At 43.5% G+C, this 26,192-nt stretch carries 24 protein-coding genes, 1 tRNA gene, 3 rRNA genes, 2 pseudogenes and 1 riboswitch; of the genes and pseudogenes, 14 read left to right on the top strand and 16 right to left on the bottom strand.

Annotated features, from left to right (window positions below):
* Nucleotides 1-8: 8 nt before the first annotated feature.
* Genes BDD30_RS19780 through thiC form a run of 5 tightly spaced genes read right to left on the bottom strand, consistent with a single transcriptional unit; the run spans nt 9 to nt 4,306 of the window.
* The gene (locus BDD30_RS19780; RefSeq protein WP_012776581.1) at nt 9-776 is read right to left on the bottom strand and encodes a thiazole synthase; all 768 of its coding nucleotides are present in this window, start codon (nt 774-776) and stop codon (nt 9-11) included.
* A 1-nt stretch (nt 777) separates the two neighbouring features.
* Nucleotides 778-978 carry a sulfur carrier protein ThiS gene (gene thiS / locus BDD30_RS19775; protein ID WP_012776582.1) on the bottom strand — a complete coding sequence of 67 codons (201 nt, stop codon included), beginning with the start codon at nt 976-978 and terminating at the stop codon, nt 778-780.
* Complete coding sequence (locus tag BDD30_RS19770) at nt 975-1,724, bottom strand: HesA/MoeB/ThiF family protein (RefSeq protein ID WP_012776583.1); 750 nt, start codon at nt 1,722-1,724, stop codon at nt 975-977. The genes thiS and BDD30_RS19770 overlap by 4 nt, the downstream gene beginning before the upstream one ends.
* On the bottom strand, nt 1,714-2,385 hold the full coding sequence (gene thiE, locus BDD30_RS19765) for a thiamine phosphate synthase (protein WP_012776584.1): 672 nt from the start codon (nt 2,383-2,385) through the stop codon (nt 1,714-1,716). The genes BDD30_RS19770 and thiE overlap by 11 nt, the downstream gene beginning before the upstream one ends.
* Nucleotides 2,369-4,306: a phosphomethylpyrimidine synthase ThiC gene (thiC, locus tag BDD30_RS19760; protein ID WP_012776585.1), complete on the bottom strand. Its 1,938-nt coding sequence runs from the start codon at nt 4,304-4,306 to the stop codon at nt 2,369-2,371. The genes thiE and thiC overlap by 17 nt, the downstream gene beginning before the upstream one ends.
* Nucleotides 4,307-4,414: 108 nt before the next feature.
* Nucleotides 4,415-4,540: riboswitch (TPP riboswitch) on the bottom strand.
* 283 nt (nt 4,541-4,823) lie between these two features.
* Between thiC and BDD30_RS19750 the strand changes: the two genes are divergently transcribed.
* From BDD30_RS19750 to BDD30_RS19740, 3 genes are read left to right on the top strand one after another with little or no spacing between them, the layout of a single operon-like run.
* Nucleotides 4,824-6,065, top strand: a complete 1,242-nt coding sequence (locus BDD30_RS19750; protein WP_012776586.1) for an MFS transporter — start codon at nt 4,824-4,826, stop codon at nt 6,063-6,065.
* Entirely contained in the window at nt 6,062-6,616 is a 555-nt protein-coding gene (locus BDD30_RS19745; protein WP_012776587.1) for a DUF6817 domain-containing protein, read from the top strand. The genes BDD30_RS19750 and BDD30_RS19745 overlap by 4 nt, the downstream gene beginning before the upstream one ends.
* Complete coding sequence (locus BDD30_RS19740; RefSeq protein WP_041381493.1) at nt 6,604-8,073, top strand: gluzincin family metallopeptidase; 1,470 nt, start codon at nt 6,604-6,606, stop codon at nt 8,071-8,073. Before BDD30_RS19745 ends, BDD30_RS19740 begins: the two co-directional genes overlap by 13 nt.
* A 105-nt stretch (nt 8,074-8,178) precedes the next feature.
* Here the strand turns inward: BDD30_RS19740 and BDD30_RS19735 are convergent, their stop codons facing one another.
* Nucleotides 8,179-8,841, bottom strand: a complete 663-nt coding sequence (locus BDD30_RS19735) for an HAD family hydrolase (protein ID WP_012776589.1) — start codon at nt 8,839-8,841, stop codon at nt 8,179-8,181.
* A 105-nt stretch (nt 8,842-8,946) separates the two neighbouring features.
* On the opposite strand from BDD30_RS19735, the gene nudC reads away from it, so the two are divergent.
* The 6 genes from nudC to BDD30_RS19705 all read left to right on the top strand — a co-directional run bounded on the left by nudC (nt 8,947) and on the right by BDD30_RS19705 (nt 13,395).
* Nucleotides 8,947-9,714 (top strand): NAD(+) diphosphatase, encoded by a 768-nt coding sequence (nudC, locus tag BDD30_RS19730; protein WP_041382657.1) that lies wholly within the window; start codon nt 8,947-8,949, stop codon nt 9,712-9,714.
* A gap of 109 nt (nt 9,715-9,823) precedes the next feature.
* Nucleotides 9,824-10,888 carry a uroporphyrinogen decarboxylase gene (hemE, locus tag BDD30_RS19725; protein ID WP_041381494.1) on the top strand — a complete coding sequence of 355 codons (1,065 nt, stop codon included), beginning with the start codon at nt 9,824-9,826 and terminating at the stop codon, nt 10,886-10,888.
* 5 nt (nt 10,889-10,893) lie between these two features.
* The gene (gene nfi, locus BDD30_RS19720; RefSeq protein WP_012776592.1) at nt 10,894-11,562 is read left to right on the top strand and encodes a deoxyribonuclease V; all 669 of its coding nucleotides are present in this window, start codon (nt 10,894-10,896) and stop codon (nt 11,560-11,562) included.
* A gap of 76 nt (nt 11,563-11,638) precedes the next feature.
* Nucleotides 11,639-12,229, top strand: coding sequence for a YjaG family protein (locus BDD30_RS19715; RefSeq protein WP_012776593.1), 591 nt, complete (start codon nt 11,639-11,641; stop codon nt 12,227-12,229).
* 186 nt (nt 12,230-12,415) lie between these two features.
* Nucleotides 12,416-12,688: a nucleoid-associated protein HU-alpha gene (hupA, locus tag BDD30_RS19710; RefSeq protein WP_012776594.1), complete on the top strand. Its 273-nt coding sequence runs from the start codon at nt 12,416-12,418 to the stop codon at nt 12,686-12,688.
* Between the two features lie 65 nt (nt 12,689-12,753).
* Entirely contained in the window at nt 12,754-13,395 is a 642-nt protein-coding gene (locus BDD30_RS19705) for a DUF1481 domain-containing protein (protein WP_041381495.1), read from the top strand.
* An 18-nt stretch (nt 13,396-13,413) separates the two neighbouring features.
* Here BDD30_RS19705 and purD read toward each other — a convergent pair whose 3' ends face one another.
* Both purD and purH read right to left on the bottom strand, forming a co-directional pair.
* Nucleotides 13,414-14,697, bottom strand: a complete 1,284-nt coding sequence (gene purD, locus BDD30_RS19700; RefSeq protein ID WP_012776596.1) for a phosphoribosylamine--glycine ligase — start codon at nt 14,695-14,697, stop codon at nt 13,414-13,416.
* A 21-nt stretch (nt 14,698-14,718) separates the two neighbouring features.
* Nucleotides 14,719-16,308, bottom strand: coding sequence for a bifunctional phosphoribosylaminoimidazolecarboxamide formyltransferase/IMP cyclohydrolase (gene purH / locus BDD30_RS19695; protein WP_041381496.1), 1,590 nt, complete (start codon nt 16,306-16,308; stop codon nt 14,719-14,721).
* A 582-nt stretch (nt 16,309-16,890) separates the two neighbouring features.
* Between purH and BDD30_RS19685 the strand changes: the two genes are divergently transcribed.
* The 4 genes from BDD30_RS19685 to rrf all read left to right on the top strand — a co-directional run bounded on the left by BDD30_RS19685 (nt 16,891) and on the right by rrf (nt 22,055).
* Nucleotides 16,891-18,435, top strand: a 16S ribosomal RNA gene (locus tag BDD30_RS19685).
* A gap of 82 nt (nt 18,436-18,517) precedes the next feature.
* Nucleotides 18,518-18,593: transfer RNA gene (locus BDD30_RS19680), tRNA-Glu, on the top strand.
* 189 nt (nt 18,594-18,782) lie between these two features.
* A 23S ribosomal RNA gene (locus BDD30_RS19675) occupies nt 18,783-21,804 on the top strand.
* Between the two features lie 135 nt (nt 21,805-21,939).
* Nucleotides 21,940-22,055, top strand: a 5S ribosomal RNA gene (gene rrf / locus BDD30_RS19670).
* Together the 16S, 23S and 5S rRNA genes with 1 tRNA gene alongside form the textbook arrangement of a ribosomal RNA operon.
* A gap of 190 nt (nt 22,056-22,245) precedes the next feature.
* Here rrf and BDD30_RS19665 read toward each other — a convergent pair.
* Nucleotides 22,246-22,368 (bottom strand): annotated as a pseudogene (locus tag BDD30_RS19665) (IS30 family transposase); the annotation flags it as partial.
* Between the two features lie 270 nt (nt 22,369-22,638).
* Here BDD30_RS19665 and metA point away from each other — a divergent pair.
* Nucleotides 22,639-23,580, top strand: a complete 942-nt coding sequence (metA, locus tag BDD30_RS19660; protein WP_012776600.1) for a homoserine O-acetyltransferase MetA — start codon at nt 22,639-22,641, stop codon at nt 23,578-23,580.
* Nucleotides 23,581-23,858: 278 nt separating this feature from the next.
* On the opposite strand, the gene BDD30_RS19655 is transcribed toward metA, so the two are convergent.
* The 7 genes and pseudogenes from BDD30_RS19655 to BDD30_RS24390 all read right to left on the bottom strand — a co-directional run.
* Nucleotides 23,859-23,939 carry a hypothetical protein gene (locus BDD30_RS19655; RefSeq protein WP_249039937.1) on the bottom strand — a complete coding sequence of 27 codons (81 nt, stop codon included), beginning with the start codon at nt 23,937-23,939 and terminating at the stop codon, nt 23,859-23,861.
* A gap of 17 nt (nt 23,940-23,956) precedes the next feature.
* Complete coding sequence (locus BDD30_RS19650; RefSeq protein WP_012776601.1) at nt 23,957-24,163, bottom strand: hypothetical protein; 207 nt, start codon at nt 24,161-24,163, stop codon at nt 23,957-23,959.
* Between the two features lie 177 nt (nt 24,164-24,340).
* Entirely contained in the window at nt 24,341-24,628 is a 288-nt protein-coding gene (locus BDD30_RS19645) for a DUF1240 domain-containing protein (protein ID WP_339977477.1), read from the bottom strand.
* Between the two features lie 98 nt (nt 24,629-24,726).
* The gene (locus BDD30_RS23795) at nt 24,727-24,945 is read right to left on the bottom strand and encodes a hypothetical protein (protein WP_249039947.1); all 219 of its coding nucleotides are present in this window, start codon (nt 24,943-24,945) and stop codon (nt 24,727-24,729) included.
* 156 nt (nt 24,946-25,101) lie between these two features.
* Nucleotides 25,102-25,317, bottom strand: a complete 216-nt coding sequence (locus tag BDD30_RS23790) for a hypothetical protein (RefSeq protein ID WP_170152971.1) — start codon at nt 25,315-25,317, stop codon at nt 25,102-25,104.
* A 104-nt stretch (nt 25,318-25,421) separates the two neighbouring features.
* Nucleotides 25,422-25,613 (bottom strand): hypothetical protein, encoded by a 192-nt coding sequence (locus BDD30_RS23785; protein WP_339977782.1) that lies wholly within the window; start codon nt 25,611-25,613, stop codon nt 25,422-25,424.
* 376 nt (nt 25,614-25,989) lie between these two features.
* Nucleotides 25,990-26,124: pseudogene (locus tag BDD30_RS24390) on the bottom strand (hypothetical protein); the annotation flags it as partial.
* Between the last annotated feature and the right edge of the window lie 68 nt (nt 26,125-26,192).

Here is a 26,192-nt window from a genome sequence, read left to right as displayed (position 1 = left end):
ATTGGTCATTAGAATACCCCCAGAAAATCAGTCAATGGGCTGGATGCAACAGCATGTTGTTTTGGGTTTGCCAGGCCAGCTTCATAGGATAGCTCACCCGCTTCAATTGCCACTCTGAAGGCTTGAGCCATTTTCACTGGATTACGTGCAACGGCAATAGCGGTGTTAACTAATACAGCATCCGCACCTAGTTCAATCGCTTCCAGTGCATGGCTTGGTGCGCCGATTCCTGCATCAACAATGACGGGTACTTGTGTTTGCTCAATAATGATTCGCAGGAAATCTCGGGTGAGTAGTCCCTGATTAGAGCCAATTGGCGCGCCTAAAGGCATGACCGCAGCACAACCCACTTCTTCCAGACGCTTACACAAAACCGGATCAGCACTGCAATATGGCAGAACGACGAACCCGTCTTTGACCAACATTTCAGCGCCTTTAAGTGTTTCGACCGGGTCTGGCAATAAGTATTTCACATCAGGATGGATCTCAAGTTTTATCCAGTTTGTTGCCAGCGCTTCACGGGCCAGACGGGCAGCGAATAGTGCTTCTTCGGCAGTTTTTGCTCCAGAAGTATTCGGCAGTAATTTAACACCGAGTTTTTGCAGTGGTGTCAGAATAGCGTCATTGCCTCGCTGTAGATCAATGCGTTTCATTGCCATAGTGACGAGTTGACTGCCAGAGGCTTTTATCGCTTGAATCATTAAATCTGAATTAGCAAATTTACCGGTACCGGTGAACAGACGGGAATTAAATGTAGTATCAGCGATTTTTAACATATCAACCTCCTGCAATCGCCTGAAATAAAAGGATACTGTCCCCATCATTAACCGGATACGTATTCCACTCAGAACGCGGAATAATGGTTTGGTTAATGGCTAGTGATGTTCCCGGTTGCATCTGCCCAAGTTGTTCCAGCAATTGTTGTACAACCAGAGGAGCGGTAATCTCTATTGTTTGGTCGTTTACCGTAATTTTCATGCTATATCCCCGCAAATTGGGCATTGCCGTGACTGGCTGAGTTGTAATGTGCTCCAGCTTTGTTGTTTACCATCAAACAACCGGAGTTTGCCGCTTAATGGAGAGGGAAGCCCGGTTAACATTTTGATGGCTTCCAGTGCCTGCAATGTGCCGATAACACCAACGACTGGACCTAATACACCCGCAGTCCGGCAATTTCGCTGGGGTTCTTCTTGCTCAGGGTAGAGACAGGTATAGCAGCCGTGAGGGTAAGGGGGTTCAAACACCATCAGTTGGCCACTGAATCCGACCGCACTACCGCTGATTAATGGTTTTCGCGCTGCCACACAAGCGGCATTGATAGCGTGACGGGTTGCCATGTTGTCGCAGCAGTCGAGAACTAAATCGACCTGTTTCACGATTTTTGTCAGGGATTCCACATCCTGACGTTGATTAAATACTGTTGTTTTTATCAGTGGATTTAGCGCATTGAGTTGATTGGCTGCAAGCTCTACTTTTGCGGAAGGGATATCTTCAGTACGGTAGAGTATTTGCCGTTGTAAATTGGAGATATGCAATTGATCATTATCAGCGAGATAAATTGTTCCCACACCCGCAGCAGCCAGATAGAGAGATGCAGGAGCGCCTAACCCCCCCAGACCAACAATCAGTACACTGCTGGATTTCAGTTTTTCCTGCCCTTCAGGGCCAATATCTTCCAACAGTAGTTGTCGGCTGTAACGCATAAATTCTTGATCATTCAGCATAAGAACCTCTTAATACCTTCGACTCAATGCCTTCAACCCGTTGAAGTAGTTGTGACGTTGCCTGACGCCAATCTTTTGCTTGAGTGATCGCACTGACCAGCGCCACACCGCCAACTCCCGTTGCAATGACATCCGGTACGCGTTCAAGAGAGATGCCCCCGATAGCGACAGTGGGATAATCTGGTGTGTTTTCTACCTGACGTTTCAGTGCCTTCAGTCCTTGTGGGGAAGATGGCATCACTTTAGTCGTGGTTGGGAAAATATGGCCGAGAGCGATATAAGACGGGCGCAGAGATTTTGCTCGTGCCAGCTCTTGTTCATCGTGGGTAGAAATTCCTAACCGCAATCCTGTTTTTTGGATGGCGTTCAGATCAGCGGTAACTAAATCTTCTTGTCCCAGATGAACACCGTAAGCGCCATGCTTTATTGCTAGTTGCCAGTAGTCGTTGATAAATAAACGAGCGTTATACTGACGACCGAGCAGAATGGCTTGCTGAATATCTTCTTCCACCTGAGCTTCTGGCAGATCTTTAATTCTCAACTGAATTGTGGTGACGCCTGCTTTTAACAAACGGGAAATCCACTCTAGCGAATTCACGACCGGATACAGACCCAATTTGTATTCAGTTGAGGCGAATGGCGAGTTAGGCAGATTGTTCATGGGATGCACCTCCTGCACTGTGATATAACTCGCTGCCGCGAGCGCGGAATTCTTCAGACATCTGTTCCATACCGGCAGCATAATCGCGAACTTCCTGAGAAATCTTCATCGAGCAGAATTTTGGCCCGCACATGGAACAAAAATGCGCAATCTTGCCGGAGGCTTGTGGCAGGGTTTCATCGTGATAGGCCCGTGCGGTATCGGGATCGAGCGCCAGGTTAAACTGGTCTTCCCAACGAAACTCAAAACGCGCTTTGGACATAGCATTGTCGCGGATTTGTGCCCCCGGATGACCTTTGGCGAGATCGGCGGCATGGGCGGCAATCTTGTAGGTAATCAGCCCTTGTTTAACATCTTCTTTATTTGGCAAGCCGAGGTGTTCTTTTGGTGTGACATAACAGAGCATAGCGCAGCCAAACCAGCCGATCATGGCGGCACCGATACCAGATGTGAAATGGTCATAACCCGGTGCAATATCTGTCGTCAGTGGACCAAGGGTATAGAAAGGGGCCTCGTGACAATGTTCCAATTCTTCCGTCATATTGCGGCGGATCATTTGCATAGGGATATGTCCGGGGCCTTCGATCATTACCTGAACATCATATTCCCAGGCAATTTTGGTTAGTTCACCTAATGTATGTAACTCTGCAAACTGGGCTTCATCATTGGCATCTTGAATAGAACCTGGGCGCAGGCCATCTCCCAATGATAGAGAAACATCATAGGTGGCACAGATTTCACATATTTCACGGAAATGTTGGTAGAGGAAGTTTTCTTGATGATGAGATAGACACCATTTCGCCATAATGGAGCCACCACGGGAAACGATCCCAGTGAGACGTTTGGCTGTCATCGGTACATAGCGCAGTAATACACCGGCATGAATGGTGAAGTAATCTACCCCTTGTTCTGCTTGTTCCAACAAGGTATCACGGAATATTTCCCAGGTGAGATTTTCCGCTACGCCATTGACTTTCTCCAGTGCCTGATAAATAGGGACTGTACCGATAGGAACCGGGCTGTTACGTAAGATCCATTCGCGAGTTTCGTGGATATAACGGCCAGTAGAGAGATCCATTACTGTATCTGCTCCCCAACGAGTGGACCAGATTAGTTTTTCCACTTCTTCTTCAATGGATGACGTTACAGAAGAGTTACCGATATTGGCATTAACCTTCACCAGAAAATTGCGACCAATAATCATCGGCTCTGATTCAGGATGATTGATATTGGCGGGAATGATTGCCCGGCCAGCGGCGACCTCTTGGCGGACAAATTCTGGCGTAATGTTTTCCGGCAATTGAGCACCAAAACTTTGACCAGCATGTTGTTGGTGTAATACATCACCGCGGATACGTTCGCGGCCCATATTTTCCCGTAGTGCGATAAATTCCATTTCCGGTGTGATGATGCCTTTACGGGCATAATGTAGCTGAGTAACGCATTTGCCTTTACGGGCTTTTAATGGGTGAGGGCGATGATGGAAACGTAAATGGTCGAGACCGACATCTGCCAGACGTTGTTGGGTAAAATCGGAACTGAGGGTAGTCACCGGTTCAGCATCCTGGCGTTCGTTGATCCATTGTTGACGCAGTTTAGTTAATCCAACATGTACATCCAATTTGGCATCAGGATCGCCATAAGCGCCGGAAGTATCATAAACCGGGATAGCTTCGTTTTCCTCATACTGAGGTTCTTCTTTGGTTCCACCGATTAACGTGGGAGATAACAGAATTTCACGCATTGGAACTTGGATATTGTCACGGGAACCTTGAAGATAAATTCGTCGTGACTTTGGGAATGTCACCCCTTGAATAGAATTAATAAATTCTTGAGCGGCATCGCGTTGTGCTTTACGTGGGCGTGCCGGATTGGGTTTTGGCGAGATATCGGTTGTAGGGATAACAGTATTATGAGACATAGCAAATTCCTAACAGTGTTATTGGGAAAGTTGCTTGTCTGGAGCTCGCAGGGAGTAATAATTGGTGGCTGGATGGACTCTTGGTAAGAAAACCGAGTGAGCCGACAGCGATTGATTACTCTTGTTCCCTTCGCGGGTCTTAACCCGATCAGGTTCCGCGGATCCCGAATTAACGGTCTCAGCCTGTGTATGCTGCGATAAAACAGCTTACGCTAGGCACTCCGACAAGAAAGTAAACAGTAGTATAGAAGGGATTGTGAAAACTACAACCCTTACTGATTGAAAGTATTTACAATGACCAGGTTAATTGTTGCCAGCCATGTTGTTGTGCTTGGGTTTTTAAACGGATATTGATAGTAATCACAAAATTATTTTGTGATCAGTCTTTCATGGCTTTGATTATTTTGTGATCAGTTTCTCATGTTTATTAATTTTTTAGTGAACAAATGGAAAAATTTTTTTAATCGGGCATGCTATCGAAGATAGTATCAGCGAGAAATGAATAGGATTATTCCCAGTGAAGTTAAATGATGATTTTTGGAAAATACGATCTTCGGAAGCATTATATATTTTGAGTTCACGAATAATTGTAGCTCTGGTCACTTTAAGTCTTATTAAGAGTAACCATCTAATATTGTCTTCGTATTTTCTTTTTGTTTATTTTCTTTCAAGAACTATTTCAGGGCTTGTTCTGTCACACCTTTTTGACCATCTTGATAAGAAAAAAATTCTCGTTGCACTCAATCTTATATTTCTTTTTTTAACAATATATTACCTTTATAACATTAGTTACGATGGGTCAATATATTTTTTCTTCATCATTAGTATTATACTTGGCTTAATCGATGCTCTTTATTCTCCTGTTGTGAATGCTTATATCCCATTTATTGTCAGTAAACATGAACTTGATGAGGCATATCGTAAGACATTTTTGTTGCAGGCGTCTCTGAATGTGTTTGGTATCGGTTTAGGAATGGCAGGATATGAAGTTATAGGGATAATTAATATGACATGGACGTTATGTGGGTTAATTGTCCTATCCGTATACATTTTATATGGAATAAACAATCGGGGGATAGGGATCTTACAGAAGAAGGAATATAATCCTTCTTCTGCACTTAACAGCCTAAGACTTTTCTTTCGTTATCGTTTTGAGCCGTATTGGGCCCTTTCATCACTGTTAGTGAATATGATTCTGGTTCCGTTTTCTTCTCTTGTTATTCCATATTTTGTAGAGTCAGTAAAACATTCAAGTGCTATTGTGATCGGAATAATAGAAGCGAGTGCTGCTATTGGTGCAATCTGTGCTTCAGTATTTTTCCAATCCTATTTTGAAAAAATATACGGTAAAGTACGTACCGTTATTTTCTCATTTTTCATGATAGGATTATGTTTGGTCGGTTTATCTTTCTTCATCAGCCATATTGTATGGTGTCTTTTGGCTTTTTTAATTGGAGTATCTGTTGTACTGAATAATATCAGTATAGAATCCAGTCGTTCCATTGCTATACCTGAAAGACATAGAGTAAAAATACAGACCATTCATACTGCTTTTATTGGGTTAGGAAATCCTTTTGGTTTCATCCTTTTCTCTATGATAATAGAAAAATGGAATTATTCTATTGTACTTCTTATTGGTGGTTTTCTAATATGTGTTGTTGCTCTATTACTGAAATATATTCCTATGTTTGATGATTTACTTAGTAAAAATAAAGAAGAAATAGATTCTATTTATGATAAAAATTATGGTGATTTATGAGCATATTGACAAAAGTTAAAAAGTTTTACCAAATTGATAAAGACAAGATATACGATCGTCATCATTCGTCACACTTGGTTAATACTGCTAAATTGTTAAATAAATATGGTTGTGAAGAATCAGTATGTAATGCAGGAATGTTACATTCTATATATGATGAAAATTCAATATATAATAACTCCGGTGCAAGTTATAAAGATAGAGAACAATTACGACAAATTGTTGGAAAAGATGTTGAACTACTTATTTATTATTATGGGGAAGTTCATTATGTAAAAAATTATGATAATATATCAAAGAATGATGATGTTGTAACACTAAGATCTCAGACTGAAGATATTTCAATTCCTGAAGATATATTCTCTAATTTGGCTAACATTATTGTCGCTGACATACTTGAACAGATAATATGGTGTGTAGAAAAGAAAGGCATTTTTACATACCAAGATGCAAGGGAACATCTTAAGAAGTTATTCCCGATATTATCTTATTGTTGTCATGGTATACAAATTGATTTTAATAGGTTTTGGAGTTTATCATGCAGAACATAAATTCTATTCATTCAGAAATGGCTATTTTGCATGATAAATATATTCTTGAACAGATATCTCATAATAATTTTTTCTTGACATTCAGCCAACTTGAGAAAAAATTAGCGGATTGTGTCATTCATATTCCAAATTGGGAGGGGTTCGCCAAAGATATTTATATTGGGCATGGAATATATAATGGTAATGTTAATGTTTTTAATGAAATTAAAAATCTGAAAAATATTATTAGGTTTTTAACTGATAAATTACTGTCTGATATTAGTGGTATGAATTTTATATCTACAGATAAGCATCACCTTAAATCATTTTTTTCCGATTGCAATAATATAGATAATCTACATATAGCATATGAAGTTAAACACTCGATTAATGATGTGAATAAGGAAGTTTTAAATAAAATTTTTTATCTTATAGATAAAATGGTTGGAGCAAGAAATTATTTTGTGCAAAGGTTAGGGTATAAAGATTTTGCTTCATATAAATGTAATTATCTTTTCAATAAGGATCCTGAGAATGTTAAGAACACTTTGGAAATCTATTATCATAAACTTATAAGTTCATTAAAAGCTCTTTGTGATCACTTTGGAATTGATGTAAAACAGTTCACTGATCCAGCCACATTCCGTATGTACCAGAAAAATCTAGTAAATAGACTATCGTTGCCATGTTTTAATTTTCACTTGTCTGAAATACTCGGGTTGATTTTCACTTACTTTAATAAGCATAGCCAGGCACATTTTAGTATTGAGCATGAGTCGATGAATAGGTATGTTATTCGTGTATCAACTCATAATGATCGTTCATTTTGTTTTGTCATACAAGTATGTCAAATACAATGTACAGTGACAGCAATATCCTGTGACGAAATTTTTGATAGCTCTGTATCAACCACTTATCTAAAATCTGCCTTATTTCATCAACCACTGGGAATCGCTGAAATAAAAACGGTGGTTCATGAAATTGGTCATCTGATTAGTATCGGTATGTCTAGCATTAATGGAGGTCTTTATCACAGTGATTTCCGCGCAACTATTGAAATACCAAGTCAGTTATCTGAACATATTTTTTTAAATGAACTGGTTTGCAATACGGCTATGAACGAATCACAGAAAATGGTTTTCGATAATTTTATTTGTATGGATGTTCTTGATGAGATGCGTCAGATAGAATTCGCGTTTATCGATTTTTATCTTCACAGTGGCGTGGCTATATCCGATCTTACTCCTGAGAAATTGATAAACGGCTCTCCGTGTTTCTTCAATTATCCTACCATACAAACTAAGCCTGTTTATCTTGAGCACATCATTTCAGGTGGGAGGGAAGGGGCATACAGCCTATATCCTCTGAATAATATAGTGGCACACTCCTTGTCGGCCACTATACCTCCAACCTGTATTTTGGATTACTATACGAATGCAGAGATGTTAAATAACGCAATACACTCAATGATTATCTAATTAATATAATACGGCAAAGCAGCTTACGCTAGGCACTCCGACAAGAAAGTAAACAGTAGTATAGAAGGGATTATGAAAACTACAACCCTTACTGATTGAAAGTATTTACAATGACCAGGTTAATTGTTGCCAGCCATGTTGTTGTGCTTCGGCTTTTAAACGGGCATCGGCATTGACCGTAATTACCTCATCAGCAAATTGGCACATTGGCAGATCATTAATTGAATCACTGTAAAAACGAATAATTTCAGGATAATTATTTTGTTGTTCCAGCCACTGTTTTATCCGTTTTACTTTACCTTCCCGAAAAGTCGCAATACCGTCTATTTGGCCGGTATAACAGCCATTTTCCACCACCATATCAATGCCCAGAGCAGTGTGAATACCTAATTCGATAGCAATCTTTTTCACAATAAAAGAGACTGTGGCTGAGATGATCATAACTGGGACTTGCTGCTGTTGATACTCAGTAATAAGCGCTTTGGCTTGCGGATAAAATCGAGGTTTGATTTTTTCATTAATAAATTCAGCCAGCCAAAGATCAACTTGTTCCTGTGGAACTTTATGCAGTGTTTGCAGGCTAAATGCCAGATAACCACTCATATCCAGTGAACCAGCGTTGTAATCAGCCATCATTTTTTTATCTGCTTCGATAAAACTTGGATCAGTAATGATACCTTTTTCCCATAGAAACTCTGTCCATATAGCGCTGGAATCACCGGAAATTAAGGTGTCATCTAGATCAAATACTGCAAGCAGTTGTGACATGGTATCGTGTTCCTCGTGATAAATAAGTAACAAGAACACGCTTTTTTAACTAAAAAGCGTATGATTTATACAGATATTTATAACCAGTAAGATGTCATAATGATGATGCAACAACAAGTAACAGGTATAGAACGAGGCTGGTGGATTATCAGCAATGAGAATCGTATTTGGCTCCCTAAAGGTGAATTACCTTTTGGAATAGCGGCTCAATGGTCATTGCAAGGAAAAATAGCCTTGCCTATTGGTGAGTGGCAGGGGGAGAAAGTTTGGCTTATTCGTCAAAAAATGTCTTCCAATATGGTTTCGCTACGGGAAATTATTTCAAGTGAGCGCGGATTGTTTCAATTAGCTGGCCGGGGTGTTCAATTGGCGGAATTTTATCGCTCTCACCAATATTGTGGTTATTGCGGTAATGAAATGCACCATAGTGTCAGTGAATGGGCTTGTCTGTGTCACCACTGTCACGAGCGTTATTATCCGCAAATTGCGCCTTGTATTATTGTCGGTATTCGTCGTGATGATCAGATTTTATTGGCCCAACATCAGCACCATCGTAGCGGTATACATACTGTGCTCGCTGGGTTTGTTGAAGTTGGTGAGACACTCGAAGAAGCAGTATCCCGTGAGGTAATGGAAGAGAGTAATATTAAAATTCGCAACTTACGTTATGTCGCTTCCCAACCATGGCCTTTCCCTCATTCATTAATGATGGCGTTTCTGGCTGATTATGAAAGTGGTGAAATTTGTCATGATCCGAAAGAATTGATTAGTGCAGATTGGTATCACTATGACCAATTGCCACTGATTCCACCACACAATACTATTGCCCGTCGGTTGATTGAAGATACGGTTGTGCTGTGCCGAAATGCGTAATGTATAGTTGGCGCGATTCAACGGGAGAGATTTATCTGTCATGTTACAATGGATGTCCTAATCATTGCAGTCAGATAATATTGCGGCCAATAAATAAATGGAGCCTGTCATGAATGAGTTGAAAAACGACCGCTATTTGCGAGCCTTACTACGCCAACCCGTTGATGTTACACCTGTATGGATGATGCGTCAGGCTGGCCGCTACTTGCCTGAGTATAAAGTTACTCGCGCTGAAGCCGGTGATTTTATTTCTTTATGTAAAAACACTGAACTTGCTTGCGAAGTCACTTTGCAACCTTTACGACGTTATCCGCTAGATGCGGCGATTCTCTTCTCTGATATTCTCACTATTCCTGATGCAATGGGGTTAGGGCTCTATTTTGAGGCAGGCGAAGGCCCGCGTTTTAAATCTCCCATTTTAAGTCGTGCCGATGTGGAAAAACTGCCAATTCCTGATCCTGAAATGGAGTTGAGCTATGTGTTGGATGCAGTACGTGTGATCCGTAAGACACTGGCGGGTCAGGTTCCTTTGATTGGATTCTCCGGTAGCCCGTGGACGTTGGCGACTTATATGGTGGAAGGAGGTAGTAGCAAGGCATTCACTAAAATTAAAAAAATGATGTATGCCGAACCGGCTGTAATGCATCAATTGCTAGATAAACTGGCAGATAGCGTCATCCTTTACCTTAATGCCCAAATTAAAGCCGGCGCTCAGTCTGTGATGATTTTCGATACCTGGGGAGGAGTGCTGACTGGCCGGGATTATCGTGAGTTTTCCTTGCGTTATATGCATCAGATTGTTGATGGTCTGATCCGTGAAAATGAAGGTCGTCGTGTGCCGGTAACACTGTTTACCAAAGGTGGTGGGCAATGGTTGGAAGCAATGGCTGAAACCGGTTGTGATGCTCTTGGTTTGGATTGGACGACAGATATTGCCGATGCTCGTCGTCGTGTGGGGAATAAAGTGGCTTTGCAGGGCAATATGGACCCATCCATGCTATATGCTTCTCCAGAACGGATTGAACAGGAAGTTTTAACAATTTTGCAAGGTTTTGGTGTGGGTTCTGGTCATGTTTTTAACCTTGGTCATGGTATCCATCAGGATGTACTGCCAGAACACGCTGGTGTATTTGTTGAGGCGGTACATAAACTTTCAGCTAAATATCATCAGTAAAAAATATGATCAACACAAAAGCATTACGTCAGGAACAAATAGAAAAGGCTCAGCAGGTTATCTGTTATGATGATTTTTCCTCACCAAAACTGATTGCTGGTGCTGATGTGGGCTTTGAACAGCAGGGAAGAATTACCCGCGCAGCGATAGTTGTTCTCTCTTACCCTGAGCTTGAGCTGGTGGAATATCAGATGGCCAGAATTGAAACTACGCTGCCTTATATTCCTGGCTTACTCTCTTTCCGTGAATATCCTGCATTGATGGCTGCCTGGCAGTTGCTGAAACATACACCTGATCTGGTGATGGTGGACGGTCATGGTATTGCTCATCCACGCCGTTTAGGTGTTGCCAGCCACTTTGGTTTACTGACGAATGTTCCGACAATCGGTGTGGCAAAACGTCGTTTATGTGGTGAAAGTGAGCCATTGGGTGAGCAGCCTGGCAGTTGTCAGCCTCTAATGGATAAAGAGGAACAGATTGGTTGGGTATGGCGAAGTAAAAAACGTTGTAATCCATTGTATATTTCCACAGGGCATAAAATCAGTCTTAATAGTGCGTTGCTATGGGTGGAGCGTTGTGTGAAAGGCTATCGTCTGCCGGAAACAACCCGCTGGGCGGATGGTATAGCCTCAAATAGGGCTTTTTTTAAACAAATAATGCAGAAAAATCCTTAAATTGGGTGTAAACGTGTGGATATTCCTGAATTTCAGGTAAACTGCGGAGCACATTATGCATAATGAGTAAGAAATAATGTTACGAAACCCGATACATTTACGGCTGGAAAAACTTGAAAGTTGGCAGCATTTGACCTTTATGGCGAGTTTATGCGAACGGATGTATCCAAATTACCAAATGTTCTGTTGTCAGACTGGGTTTGCAGAACCTGTTCTTTACCGCCGTATTTTGGATCTGGTGTGGGAAATATTAGTTGTAAAAGATGCTAAGGTTAATTTTGATAATCAGCTGGAAAAGTTAGAGCAGATTATTCCATCAGCAGACGATTACGATATTTACGGTGTATACCCGGCAATTGATGCGTGTATTGCATTAGGGGAAATTATCCATTCTCGTCTGAGCGGTGAAACATTGATGCATGCCATTGCAGTGAGTGAAATTTCAATTCGTACTGTTGCTATGCTTGAAATGACGCGGGCCGGGAAAGAAATGACCGATGAAGAATTGAAAGAATTACCTGCCATTGAAGAAGAATGGGATATTCAATGGGAGATTTATCGCTTATTAGCCGGCTGTGAAGAGCGGGATATTGAGTTGATTAAAGGATTGAAAGCTGACCTCCGGGAGTCAGCAATTAGCAACATTGGTATAAATTTAACGCAGTAAAGTGAAAAAACGTGATTTAATGCTTTAAATGCCATGTTCAAAGGCTTCACTTTTGCCCCCACTCTGTTCTACATTTGGGGGGTGAAAAGAAGTGGCTATCGGTGCGTGTATGCAGGGGTGCTGTTATTCGGCATATCCGTCGCACTCGATGCTTTGCAAACGATAAACACACTGTAAGGATAATCTATGAATAAGACTGAATTAGTTGATGCAATCGCAGAAAGTACAGACCTGACTAAAGCTCAGGCAAAAGCTGCTTTGGAATCAACTTTGAATGCAATCACCGAATCCCTGAAAGCGGGTGATTCAGTACAGCTGGTTGGTTTTGGTACTTTCAAAGTTAACCACCGTGCAGAGCGTACTGGTCGTAACCCTCAAACCGGTAAAGAAATTACAATCGCGGCTGCAAATGTACCTGCTTTCTCTGCTGGTAAAGCGCTGAAAGACGCAGTTAAATAATTTCGTTGCAAAAAAGAAAAAATAGAAGGGGTGTTCATCCCCTTTTGTTGGTTCGTCAGGGGCTGATGACACTAGGATTCGTCTTCGCGCTCAGCGCCTGTACCAATCAACTTAAAGAACCTCTTTTTAGTGCAAGTGGATTCATCGCAGATGATGGTGTTGTTCGCTTGTGGCGCCTCAACGATCAAAATAATAAACCTCTGGTTCTGATGAGTGTTTATAGCCCTTACCGTAATGAAAATACCATCGTCACTTTTTACGAATATAAGCAGGGGGATTTGCGCCAAATTCGCCGTGAAATTCTGAATGATGAGAATCCACTGGCTGAACAACTTCGTTTGGATAAATTCGGCGATGTGATTTTTATGCAGAAGCGGTTAAAAACACGTCGTGAACGACTTTCCAATGATGATATTGTTCGTATGCGGTTTGACGCCAAGCGGATTCTTGAATTAAGTGATGCGCTGATAGTAGGCAATGTGCGCTTAATGCAAGGTCACTGGAATAACGGCAAGGTCACTACTTGTTCGGGTGAAACGGTTTCCGTTGAGTTTGAGCCTTATGCGAAGTCATGGCTTGAACAGCGCGAAAAAAACAGTTACGGCCAATTAACAATTGCCTGGTTGGAAGCTTCTGCTGGCCGTGAATTACTGTTGGTGGCAAATAATGATTTTTGCCGTTGGGAACCGACGAAGGATAGCCTTTGACCTCCGTCAGTTTTGGGGTTACTTCAGCCGATTAATGGCCCGATATCCAATATCTTTGCGGTAAAAACAGCCATTCCATGTAATCTGTTCTGCCTGCTGATAAGCATTTTTCTGTGCATTAGCAATGGTTTCTCCTAATGCTGTAACACATAGAACACGCCCACCTGAGGTAATAACATTATTATCCTGCAATGCTGTGCCTGCATGAAAAACTTTGTTGCTTCCATTTTCCTGTTGAGGCAAGCCATGAATAATATCACCTTTGTGATAATCAGCGGGATACCCGTTTGCAGCCAGCACCACGCCCAGAGCCGGGCGTTTGTCCCAATCAGATGTTTTACCAGCAAGCTCGCCTTTTGCACCAGCCAGACAAAGTTCAATCAGATCGGAATGCATACGCATCATAATCGGTTGGGTTTCCGGATCACCAAAGCGGCAGTTAAATTCAATCACTTTTGGCTCTCCATCCTGATTGATCATCAACCCAGCATAAAGAAAGCCCGTATAGACATGACCTTCAGCAGCCATACCATTAACGGTAGGATAAATAACCTCTTCCATAATACGCTGGTGGATCTCATCGGTGACTACCGGTGCTGGTGAATAGGCGCCCATTCCGCCAGTATTTGGGCCAGTATCACCGTCACCTACGCGTTTATGATCTTGGCTGGTCGCCATAGGAATGACATTCTTACCATCGACCATAACGATAAAACTCGCTTCCTCGCCAGTTAAAAACTCTTCAATAACAATTCGGTGGCCGGCATCACCAAATGCATTTCCGGCTAGCATATCTTTTATTGCGGACCGTGCTTCTTCCCGTGTCATAGCAACAATCACACCTTTACCGGCGGCGAGTCCATCTGCTTTTATGACAATGGGAACGCCGACTTTATCCAGATAGGTGAGAGCAGGTTCGATTTCTGTAAAATTCTGATAAGCAGCAGTTGGGATTTTATGGCGTGCCAGAAAATCTTTGGTGAATGCTTTTGAACCTTCTAACTGAGCGGCTGCCTGAGTTGGGCCAAAGATAGTCAGTCCCGCGTTTTGGAATACATCGACAATACCCATTACCAGTGGTGCTTCAGGGCCAACGATAGTCAGCTCGATATCATGGCTTTGTGCAAATGCCAACAGGCCGTCGATATCTGTTGCTGAGATATCAATATTTTCTAGATGATTTTCCAGCTCCGTCCCTGCATTTCCCGGAGCAACATAGATCTTATCAGCTAAAGGAGATTGCGCCGCTTTCCATGCCAGAGCATGCTCGCGTCCACCGCTACCAATAATTAAAATATTCATTGAGTTAACTCCTGTTATCGATTAGTGGCGGAAATGGCGCATACCAGTGAAGATCATGGCAATGTCGTGTTCATCAGCTGCTGCGATGACTTCGTCATCGCGGATTGAACCACCAGGTTGGATAACACAGCTCACGCCGACAGCGGCAGCTGCATCAATACCATCGCGGAATGGGAAAAATGCGTCAGATGCCATTGCGCATCCCTGAACTTCTAAACCTTCATCAGCTGCTTTAATCCCGGCAATTTTTGCAGAATAGACACGGCTCATCTGGCCGGCGCCAATTCCGATGGTCATATCATTTTTTGCGTAAACAATTGCGTTGGATTTAACAAATTTAGCGACTTTCCAGCAGAACAGAGCATCTTTCATTTCTTGCTCAGTTGGCTGGCGTTTGGAAACTACACGCAGGTCATTGGCTGTTACCATACCAAGATCACGATCTTGTACCAGCAGACCACCGTTAACACGTTTGAAATCAAGGCCAGCAATGCGGGTTTCCCATTTACCAGATATCAGAACACGGATGTTTTGCTTGGTAGCCAGTAATGGTAATGCCTCTTCGTTTATTGAGGGAGCGATAATCACCTCTACAAATTGGCGGTCGATAATGGTTTGTGCGGTTTTAGTATCAATTTCGCGGTTAAAAGCAATAATGCCACCAAAAGCAGAGGTTGGATCTGTTTTGAATGCGCGATCATAGGCTTCGTGAATATCTTTACCAATTGCTACACCGCATGGATTAGCATGCTTAACAATCACACATGCTGGCTCTACGAATTCCTTAACGCATTCCAGAGCTGCATCTGTATCTGCAATATTGTTATAAGAAAGCGCTTTGCCTTGTAACTGAGTTGCAGTTGCAATAGATGATTCAGAGAGATTCTCTTCTATATAGAAAGCAGCGTCCTGATGGCTGTTCTCACCGTAACGCATATCCTGCTTTTTAATGAAATTCAAATTCAGAGTACGAGGGAAACGTCCTGATGGTTGAGTTGTATCACCATAATAAGGAGCAACCAGTTTGCCAAAATAGTTAGCAATCATGCTGTCATAAGCAGCAGTGTGTTCAAATGCTTTGATTGCTAAATTGAAACGGGTTGATTGTGTTAGTGAATCCTGATTGTTATCCATCTCTTCAATGATTTTTTCATAATCATTACTATTAACTACAATCGCTACATCTTTATGATTCTTAGCCGCAGAGCGAACCATAGTTGGACCGCCGATATCAATGTTTTCGACAGCATCAGCCAAAGTACAATTTGGTTTAGCAACGGTCTGAGCAAATGGATATAGATTCACAACCACCATATCGATCGGTGAGATTTGATGCTGCGTCATGATTTCATCATCTTGCCCGCGGCGACCAAGGATTCCGCCATGTACTTTAGGATGCAATGTCTTAACGCGACCATCCATCATTTCAGGAAAGCCAGTGTAATCTGAAACTTCAGTAACCTTCAGACCTGACTCAGCGAGTAAATAGGCTGTACCACCAGTAGAGAGTAATTCAACACCGCGTTCAGATAAGGCTTTCGCAAATTCAACAATCCCTGATTTGTCGGAAACACTCAGCAGGGCACGGCGGATTGGACGAAGCTGTTGCATTGGTTTGATCCCTTGGATTTTATGAGGCAGTAACATGTTATTGGGAAGAACCCACTATATCAGGACAGAAAAAATGAGTACTGCAATAACATTTCAATATAGTCAGATAAAATCACTTGATGATTTTAACCACCGAATTGTAACGAAAACGTTTGCGTGATGCTCGATAAATTTTCATTCAACTAGCCATATGTGGATAAATCTGTTGGTAAGTAGGTATAAAGTAGAGCTTTGCTGTGGAATTAATCAAACGATAAATTTTTTTCAAAATAATTATTGCCAGCACCGAAGAATCCCCTATAATGCGCCACCACTGACCGACACAACGCTGATAAACGTTGTCAGGCCAGGCAGAGAAAAGCCAATAAGGGCTTGACTCTGCGGGCAAACGGCGTAATATACGCAGCCCGGCTGACCGAGAATATTAATTTTTGATTTGGCCTGCTCTTTAACAATTAATCAGACAATCTGTGTGGGCACTCACAAGACGGTATCACAAAAAATACGTTTTAAAGTCTTGAAGAGTGAACAACAGTTAATTCATTACGAACTAACAGGACGATTCTTTGAGCATCAAACTTTAAATTGAAGAGTTTGATCATGGCTCAGATTGAACGCTGGCGGCAGGCCTAACACATGCAAGTCGAGCGGTAACAGGAAAGTGCTTGCACTTTTGCTGACGAGCGGCGGACGGGTGAGTAATGTCTGGGGATCTGCCCGAGGGCGGGGGATAACCACTGGAAACGGTGGCTAATACCGCATGATGTCGCGAGACCAAAGTGGGGGACCTGAAAGGGCCTCACGCCCTCGGATGAACCCAGATGGGATTAGCTAGTAGGTAGGGTAATGGCCTACCTAGGCGACGATCCCTAGCTGGTCTGAGAGGATGACCAGCCACACTGGGACTGAGACACGGCCCAGACTCCTACGGGAGGCAGCAGTGGGGAATATTGCACAATGGGCGCAAGCCTGATGCAGCCATGCCGCGTGTATGAAGCAGGCCTTCGGGTTGTAAAGTACTTTCAGCGGGGAGGAAGGGTTTGGCCTGAAGAGGGTTAAATTTTGACGTTACCCGCAGAAGAAGCACCGGCTAACTCCGTGCCAGCAGCCGCGGTAATACGGAGGGTGCAAGCGTTAATCGGAATGACTGGGCGTAAAGCGCACGCAGGCGGTCAATTAAGTTAGATGTGAAATCCCCGGGCTCAACCTGGGAATGGCATCTAAGACTGGTTGGCTAGAGTCTCGTAGAGGGGGGTAGAATTCCATGTGTAGCGGTGAAATGCGTAGAGATGTGGAGGAATACCGGTGGCGAAGGCGGCCCCCTGGACGAAGACTGACGCTCAGGTGCGAAAGCGTGGGGAGCAAACAGGATTAGATACCCTGGTAGTCCACGCTGTAAACGATGTCGATTTGGAGGTTGTGGCCTAGAGCTGTGGCTTCCGGAGCTAACGCGTTAAATCGACCGCCTGGGGAGTACGGCCGCAAGGTTAAAACTCAAATGAATTGACGGGGGCCCGCACAAGCGGTGGAGCATGTGGTTTAATTCGATGCAACGCGAAGAACCTTACCTACTCTTGACATCCAGAGAAGACCTCAGAGATGAGGTTGTGCCTTCGGGAGCTCTGAGACAGGTGCTGCATGGCTGTCGTCAGCTCGTGTTGTGAAATGTTGGGTTAAGTCCCGCAACGAGCGCAACCCTTATCCTTTGTTGCCAGCACGTTGAGGTGGGAACTCAAAGGAGACTGCCGGTGATAAACCGGAGGAAGGTGGGGATGACGTCAAGTCATCATGGCCCTGACGAGTAGGGCTACACACGTGCTACAATGGCGGATACAAAGTGAAGCGACCTCGCGAGAGCAAGCGGAACACACAAAGTCTGTCGTAGTCCGGATTGGAGTCTGCAACTCGACTCCATGAAGTCGGAATCGCTAGTAATCGTAGATCAGCATGCTACGGTGAATACGTTCCCGGGCCTTGTACACACCGCCCGTCACACCATGGGAGTGGGTGGCAAAAGAAGTCGGTAGCCTAACCGCGAGGGGGGCGCTGACCACTTTGTGATTCATGACTGGGGTGAAGTCGTAACAAGGTAACCGTAGGGGAACCTGCGGTTGGATCACCTCCTTACCTGAGATGCGTTGAGTGCAGTGCTCACACAGATTGTCTGATGAAAGTAGAGCACGGGTGCGTCTGCGAAGCTGACTATCGGGTCCCCTTCGTCTAGAGGCCTAGGACACCGCCCTTTCACGGCGGTAACAGGGGTTCGAATCCCCTAGGGGACGCCACCTTGCGGGACGACGGGTGAAAGGCGTGGTCGTTGATGTATCTTTAAGCGGATTTTAAGAATCGGTTTAGCGATATAAGCTCTTTAACAATCTGGAACAAGCTGAAAAATTGAAACTGTTGATAATATCACCGAGGTATTATTGACGAGTCTCTCAAGCTGCACAATCCGAGACAGTTTCGGGTTGTGAGGTTAAGCGAATAAGCGTACACGGTGGATGCCTAGGCAGTCAGAGGCGATGAAGGACGTGCTAATCTGCGAAAAGCGTCGGTGAGCTGATATGAAGCGTGATAAGCCGGCGATGTCCGAATGGGGAAACCCAGTGCACTGCGGTGCACTATCATTAACTGAATTCATAGGTTAATGAGGCGAACCGGGGGAACTGAAACATCTCAGTACCCCGAGGAAAAGAAATCAACCGAGATTCCCCCAGTAGCGGCGAGCGAACGGGGAGGAGCCCAGAACCAGCATCAGCCACCGTCTCAGAGGAACGGTCTGGAAAGGCCGGCGATAGCGGGTGATAGCCCCGTACTTGAAGTGGGGGTGGCTGTGAGTTCGACGAGTAAGGCGGGACACGAGAAAGCCTGTCTGAATATGGGGGGACCATCCTCCAAGGCTAAATACTCCTGACTGACCGATAGTGAACCAGTACCGTGAGGGAAAGGCGAAAAGAACCCCGGTGAGGGGAGTGAAAGAGACCCTGAAACCGTGTACGTACAAGCAGTGGGAGCCCCACCACCAAAGCGTTTCGCTTTGCGTGGTGCACAAAATGCATAACGGCATCACTGATGCGCGGTTGGCGGAGCGGTAGCGACGCCCAACACAACAATCAAGCAGTGGAGCGTTTTGGGGTGGGGTGACTGCGTACCTTTTGTATAATGGGTCAGCGACTTATATTCTGTAGCAAGGTTAACCGGATAGGGGAGCCGCAGGGAAACCGAGTCTTAACTGGGCGAAATGAGTTGCAGGGTATAGACCCGAAACCCGGTGAGCTAGCCATGGGCAGGTTGAAGGTTGGGTAACACTAACTGGAGGACCGAACCGACTAATGTTGAAAAATTAGCGGATGACTTGTGGCTGGGGGTGAAAGGCCAATCAAACCGGGAGATAGCTGGTTCTCCCCGAAAGCTATTTAGGTAGCGCCTCGTGAGTTCATCTTCGGGGGTAGAGCACTGTTTCGGCTAGGGGGCCATCCCGGCTTACCAACCCGATGCAAACTGCGAATACCGAAGAATGGTATCACGGGAGACACACGGCGGGTGCTAACGTCCGTCGTGAAGAGGGAAACAACCCAGACCGCCAGCTAAGGTCCCAAAGTCATGGTTAAGTGGGAAACGATGTGGGAAGGCCCAGACAGCCAGGATGTTGGCTTAGAAGCAGCCATCATTGAAAGAAAGCGTAATAGCTCACTGGTCGAGTCGGCCTGCGCGGAAGATGTAACGGGGCTAAACCATGCACCGAAGCTGCGGCAGCGACACGTAAGTGTCGCTGGGTAGGGGAGCGTTCTGTAAGCCGTGGAAGGTGGCGCCGTGAGGCCTGCTGGAGGTATCAGAAGTGCGAATGCTGACATAAGTAACGATAAAGCGGGTGAAAAACCCGCTCGCCGGAAGACCAAGGGTTCCTGTCCAACGTTAATCGGGGCAGGGTGAGTCGACCCCTAAGGTGAGGCTGAAAAGCGTAGCTGATGGGAAACAGGTTAATATTCCTGTACTGAATGTGACTGCGAAGGGGGGACGGAGAAGGCTAGGCCATCCGGGCGACGGTTGTCCCGGTTTAAGCGGGTAGGTGGGAGGAGCAGGCAAATCCGCTCTTCTGTGAACACTGAGGCGTGATGACGAGCCGCTACGGCGGTGAAGTGGTTGATGCCCGGCTTCCAGGAAAAGCCTCTAAGCATCAGGTCATATTGAATCGTACCCCAAACCGACACAGGTGGTCAGGTAGAGAATACTCAGGCGCTTGAGAGAACTCGGGTGAAGGAACTAGGCAAAATGGTGCCGTAACTTCGGGAGAAGGCACGCTGGCATTAGGTGAAGGAGTTGACCTCTGGAGCTGAAGCCAGTCGCAGAGACCAGCTGGCTGCAACTGTTTATTAAAAACACAGCACTGTGCAAACACGAAAGTGGACGTATACGGTGTGACGCCTGCCCGGTGCTGGAAGGTTAATTGATGGGGTTAGCCGCAAGGCGACGCTCTTGATCGAAGCCCCAGTAAACGGCGGCCGTAACTATAACGGTCCTAAGGTAGCGAAATTCCTTGTCGGGTAAGTTCCGACCTGCACGAATGGCGTAATGATGGCCAGGCTGTCTCCACCCGAGACTCAGTGAAATTGAACTCGCTGTGAAGATGCAGTGTTCCCGCGGCAAGACGGAAAGACCCCGTGAACCTTTACTATAGCTTGACACTGAACATGGAGCCTTGATGTGTAGGATAGGTGGGAGGCTAGGAAGTGTGGACGCCAGTCTGCATGGAGCCGACCTTGAAATACCACCCTTGAATGTTCGATGTTCTCACTTGGGCCCGTGAACCGGGCTGAGGACAGTGTCTGGTGGGTAGTTTGACTGGGGCGGTCTCCTCCCAAAGAGTAACGGAGGAGCACGAAGGTTGGCTAATCACGGTCGGACATCGTGAGGTTAGTGCAAAGGCATAAGCTGGCTTGACTGCGAGAGTGACGGCTCGAGCAGGTACGAAAGTAGGTCTTAGTGATCCGGTGGTTCTGAATGGAAGGGCCATCGCTCAACGGATAAAAGGTACTCCGGGGATAACAGGCTGATACCGCCCAAGAGTTCATATCGACGGCGGTGTTTGGCACCTCGATGTCGGCTCATCACATCCTGGGGCTGAAGTGGGTCCCAAGGGTATGGCTGTTCGCCATTTAAAGTGGTACGCGAGCTGGGTTTAGAACGTCGTGAGACAGTTCGGTCCCTATCTGCCGTGGGCGTAGGAAGATTGAAAGGGGCTGCTCCTAGTACGAGAGGACCGGAGTGGACGCACCGCTGGTGTACGGGTTGTCATGCCAATGGCATAGCCCGGTAGCTAAGTGCGGGAGAGATAACCGCTGAAAGCATCTAAGCGGGAAACTTGCCTTGAGATGAGTCTTCCCTTGACTTGAGTCACGGAAGGAACGTTTAAGACGAAGACGTGGATAGGCTGGGTGTGTAAGTGCAGCGATGCATTGAGCTGACCAGTACTAATGAACCGAGCGGCTTAACCTTACAACGCCGAAGGTGTTTTGGTGTCAGAAGACAGTGGACAGCTGTCAGAAGAGAGATGAATTTCAGCTTGTTCAGAGATTGGTTCCGGTGGTTGCGGGAGAGAGCGTCGCAACGGTCGGAGTAAAACAGAATACGCCTGGCGGCGATAGCGCGGTGGTCCCACCTGACCCCATGCCGAACTCAGCAGTGAAACGCCGTAGCGCCGATGGTAGTGTGGGGTCTCCCCATGCGAGAGTAGGACACTGCCAGGCTTGATATACCATGGAAACCCTCAGCGTGTGCTGGGGGTTTTTTGCGTATTGGGGGGGATACCGGGTTACTACTGCGATCCGTATGGGGCCAGGTGAGCGGACGAATCCATCTTGCTCTGCGATTCTTGTCTCCCCGCGTTCATCCTGCCATGGTTATCCAGTCTGAATGAGGCTAACATTGTCGAGCCATATAAATCGTCTCATGATGCAAAAATATCCCTTTATGTTGCTTCAAATAATCAGCGATCTGTTCAGGACTTAATTCTTTCCAAATTAACCGCTTTATCCATTTTCTCACTTCCGGCGTTATTTTACGGCTTTCTATCATTGAATCCTGGGATGTTTTACCCTGGAATTGAATCAACCTACCTTATAATTTTTCTATGTAAAAAATATATTGTAAATTATTTTTAATTTTAAATATTAAAAATTTGTTAACTTTTGTCATGTTGAACATCATGATATGACCAAAAATGAAATAATTTCAGCTTACTTGTAAAGCCTCGACATTCGGTTAATACTTAGTTAGATTTAGCTGTCTAGAAGTCTAAGCGTATAAATGGATAAAAATTGAGGTCATAGCATGCCAATTTGTATACCGGATGAACTACCCGCAGTGAATTTTTTACGAAATGAGAATGTGTTCGTGATGACATCTACTCGTGCAAATATTCAAAATATACGTCCGTTAAAGGTATTGCTGCTTAACTTGATGCCAAAGAAAATTGAGACTGAAAATCAATTTTTACGATTGTTATCCAATTCGCCTTTACAGGTAGACATTCAACTGCTCAGAGTAGATAACCGCAAGTGTAGGAATACGCCTGCTGAGCATTTAGACAATTTTTATTGTGATTTTGAACGGATAAAGCACCAAAATTTTGATGGTTTAATTGTCACTGGTGCTCCGTTGGGATTAGTTGAATTTGAAGATGTGGCATATTGGGGACAGATCGAAAGAATAATTAGTTGGGCAAAGGAGCATGTGACTTCTACTTTGTTTATCTGTTGGGCTGTACAAGCTGCGTTGAATATTTTGTATGGTTTGCCTAAATTTACCAGAGAAGTGAAATTATCCGGTGTTTATTCTCACTCTACTTTGGACCCTCTGGCATTATTGACTCGTGGTTTTGATGAATCTTTTTTTGCCCCTCATTCCCGCTATGCAGACTTTCCTGAGCATATTATTCGTGAACATACTGATTTGGAAGTTCTCTCCAGCTCTGAAGAAGCAGGGGCATACTTGTTGGCCAGTAAAGATAAACGTATGGTATTTGTCACCGGCCATCCTGAGTATGATAGTGAAACATTGGCTAGTGAATATTTACGTGATTTAGCAGCAGATTTAGATCCAAAGATCCCAGTAAATTATTTCCCGGATAATAATCCAGAAAGAAAGCCGCTGGCATCATGGCGTAGCCATGGGCATTTATTATTTTCCAACTGGCTGAATTATTATGTGTATCAGATCACTCCATATGATCTGATTAATTTTGATATAAATTTAATAAATTCATATGATTAAGATGTCATTATTTTGTATTTAATATAAGTATTTATACCCTATGGATTTCAAGATGCATCGCGACGGCCAGGGAGCGAATCCCCGGGAGCATAGATAACTCTGTGACTGGGGTGAGTGAGTGCAGCCAACAAAGAGGTAACTTGAAAGATAATGGGTATATACATGAATAGCCATAAAATCGCGTAAATGCGGCATAAGATGAGAACATCAACGATGACGCATTTTTGGTTTCATGATTCAGGAATATATAGTAATCCTCAGAACATGGTTTAATCATATCAGGGCTGTTCAGTAGAAAATTTTCGAATAATTCGTTTGATGGAATGCCCATTATCATCAAAATATTGGTTCGGCCAAATTTCTGAGGGATGTATTCCTAGGCTGCTCGCAATAATCTATTCTCCTTATTGCTGAGGCGATCACCTCTCTGAACAGGATTACTCATTCGGGAACGTTCTTCACCAGCAAGTACCTCATAGCGGGCAATTTCAGCATTCAGGGGGCGTAGTTCGTCAAATTGTTTTGCTTTGTCATCGCTTATCGAACGCTTTTCGTATTCCGCCTTAGTGAGAAGGGAATGCATTTAACTAGTCAGATCGGTTTTTTGCTGGCGCAATTCAGGTAATTTTTCCGCGGTGTTTTGTGATAAATTTTTATGTGTTTAAAACACGATTTAACATCATGATAAATAATAAAAAAGCCTCTAAATTTCAGAGGCTAAACATAGGAAAACATGAGGACGGAATATTTACAAAAGCTTTCATTCACAAAGTGATAAATTTTTCACGTAAGTTGTTGGTGACATCCACGATATTTTGTCACATGTTAAATAACCATCATTTTTTAACTTATAGTTAACATAAAGAGAGATAGGAAAACTAACGATAAATGATGCAATCATCAGCATAGTTAAATATCTGATAATCAGCTTATTAAGTTTCGGCAATCGATCAAAAACAAAGAAAAAATAGAACCTGATATAGCATAGAATATTAAAGGAAATGAAATACATAACAATAGGGCCAGAAAATATTATTTTTTCTTTCATTAAAATTAATGAAAAAACACAGTCACTCACTAAGTACATTATAGATGTGACTACTAGCAATAATATTGTTCCGTATGTGATTTTTACATACTTATTATTCACTTTATTTTACCTAAGCTGTTAAATACATGTTGTAAATTTCCTTCTGGTGACTTTGGTTTTCTTTTCATTTCCTCTTTTATTAACTCTATTAACTTTTTACTTATTCCATATTTTGTATCGAGAATTTCTAAACCAACAGCAACTCCAAATCCAATAAGAATAACTATTCCAGCAACGGCAATAATACTACCACCTAAAATAGCTGTAGTAGTCAAAATGAACCCACAGCCCAAGAAGTAGCTGCTATAACGGCAGTTTTAGCCATGTCAACAGTTATGTTGCCAATAAAATCCGCTAAGGTATATTCATCTTTAAAAACAGCTTCAATCGTTCGATACATAACAGAAAAGATAATGCAGAATTTAACTCCTTTAACAATAACTTGAATTAAGACCTTGTTGTTCTATACCCATCGCCAACATTTTAGGATTGTTAGCACCGTATCGTGTTCCGGTAATAATACGTCTAGGACCTGCATGACCTGATATTTTTATATAACACTTGCCATTTTTATCGAAATATTCCGTTGCGGTGATCCCTATACTTTTAAACTCTCGGACAATCGCGGAAAATCCAAAAAAAATCATGTATATTTCCGGTAAAAGGTGAAATGGAATCGGTAACAGTAAAAACCTTCTCATGGTAATTATTTAATTTTATTTTTGGCTTTGTTGGTGAAAAAGGATTGATATCACTTAGAATACTCCACCGCTTCTTCTGGAATGAGAAGGGCAATATATATGGTATTATCACTTAATACCTTTTCTAACCCTATAGCATCAAAAAATTCATGTTGAGGCTTTAGCTGATTAATCCCCACATTCCCCCTTAAAAAATCCCCCATGTAACCTTCCACACTGGGATCATATTTCTTATATGTCATGTGTCCTCCTTACACCAGTTTAATGTTAATTATTTTGACATCTTGGTTTATATAACAAGCAGGGTCAACAAAAACAATTTAATTCCTGCCAGAATATACTCCTTAAAAAGTATTTTTTCCCTCTCAACTGCGCGATCTGTTCACCTTTACTGTTAATTATTGGTGTATAGAGTGCGTATTTAACGTCAAAACTTTATATAAGGGAGATTACAAGTCTCTGCGTTTATACCCGTTATCTTTCAAGTTGCCTCTTTGTTGGCTGCACTCACTCACCCCGGTCACATAGTTATCTATGCTCCCGGGGATTCATTCCCTTGCCGTCGCGATGCATCTTGAAATCCATAGGGTATAGAACAGCAGGAAGCCTTTAGCATCATCACCTAAATTTAACGTTGTAGAAATAATCCTGTGTGCTTTTACTACTGATTAAAACCATATTCTCATAATTACCCGCTAGCATATCCAACCGCTCACACCATTTTTTTAAAGCATCTAGTTTCTCTGGCAGGTATTGGACGAATAATTTTTCTCTTGACTTGCTGTTTTATTTTTGTTCAGTCCATAGAATATAATCAAGAT

Origin of the sequence: Photorhabdus asymbiotica, from assembly GCF_003634575.1 — a bacterium.
Taxonomy (GTDB): Bacteria; Pseudomonadota; Gammaproteobacteria; order Enterobacterales; family Enterobacteriaceae; genus Photorhabdus; species Photorhabdus asymbiotica.
Note: the sequence above shows the minus strand (reverse complement) of the source record. Positions and strands in the feature narration are given on the sequence as shown.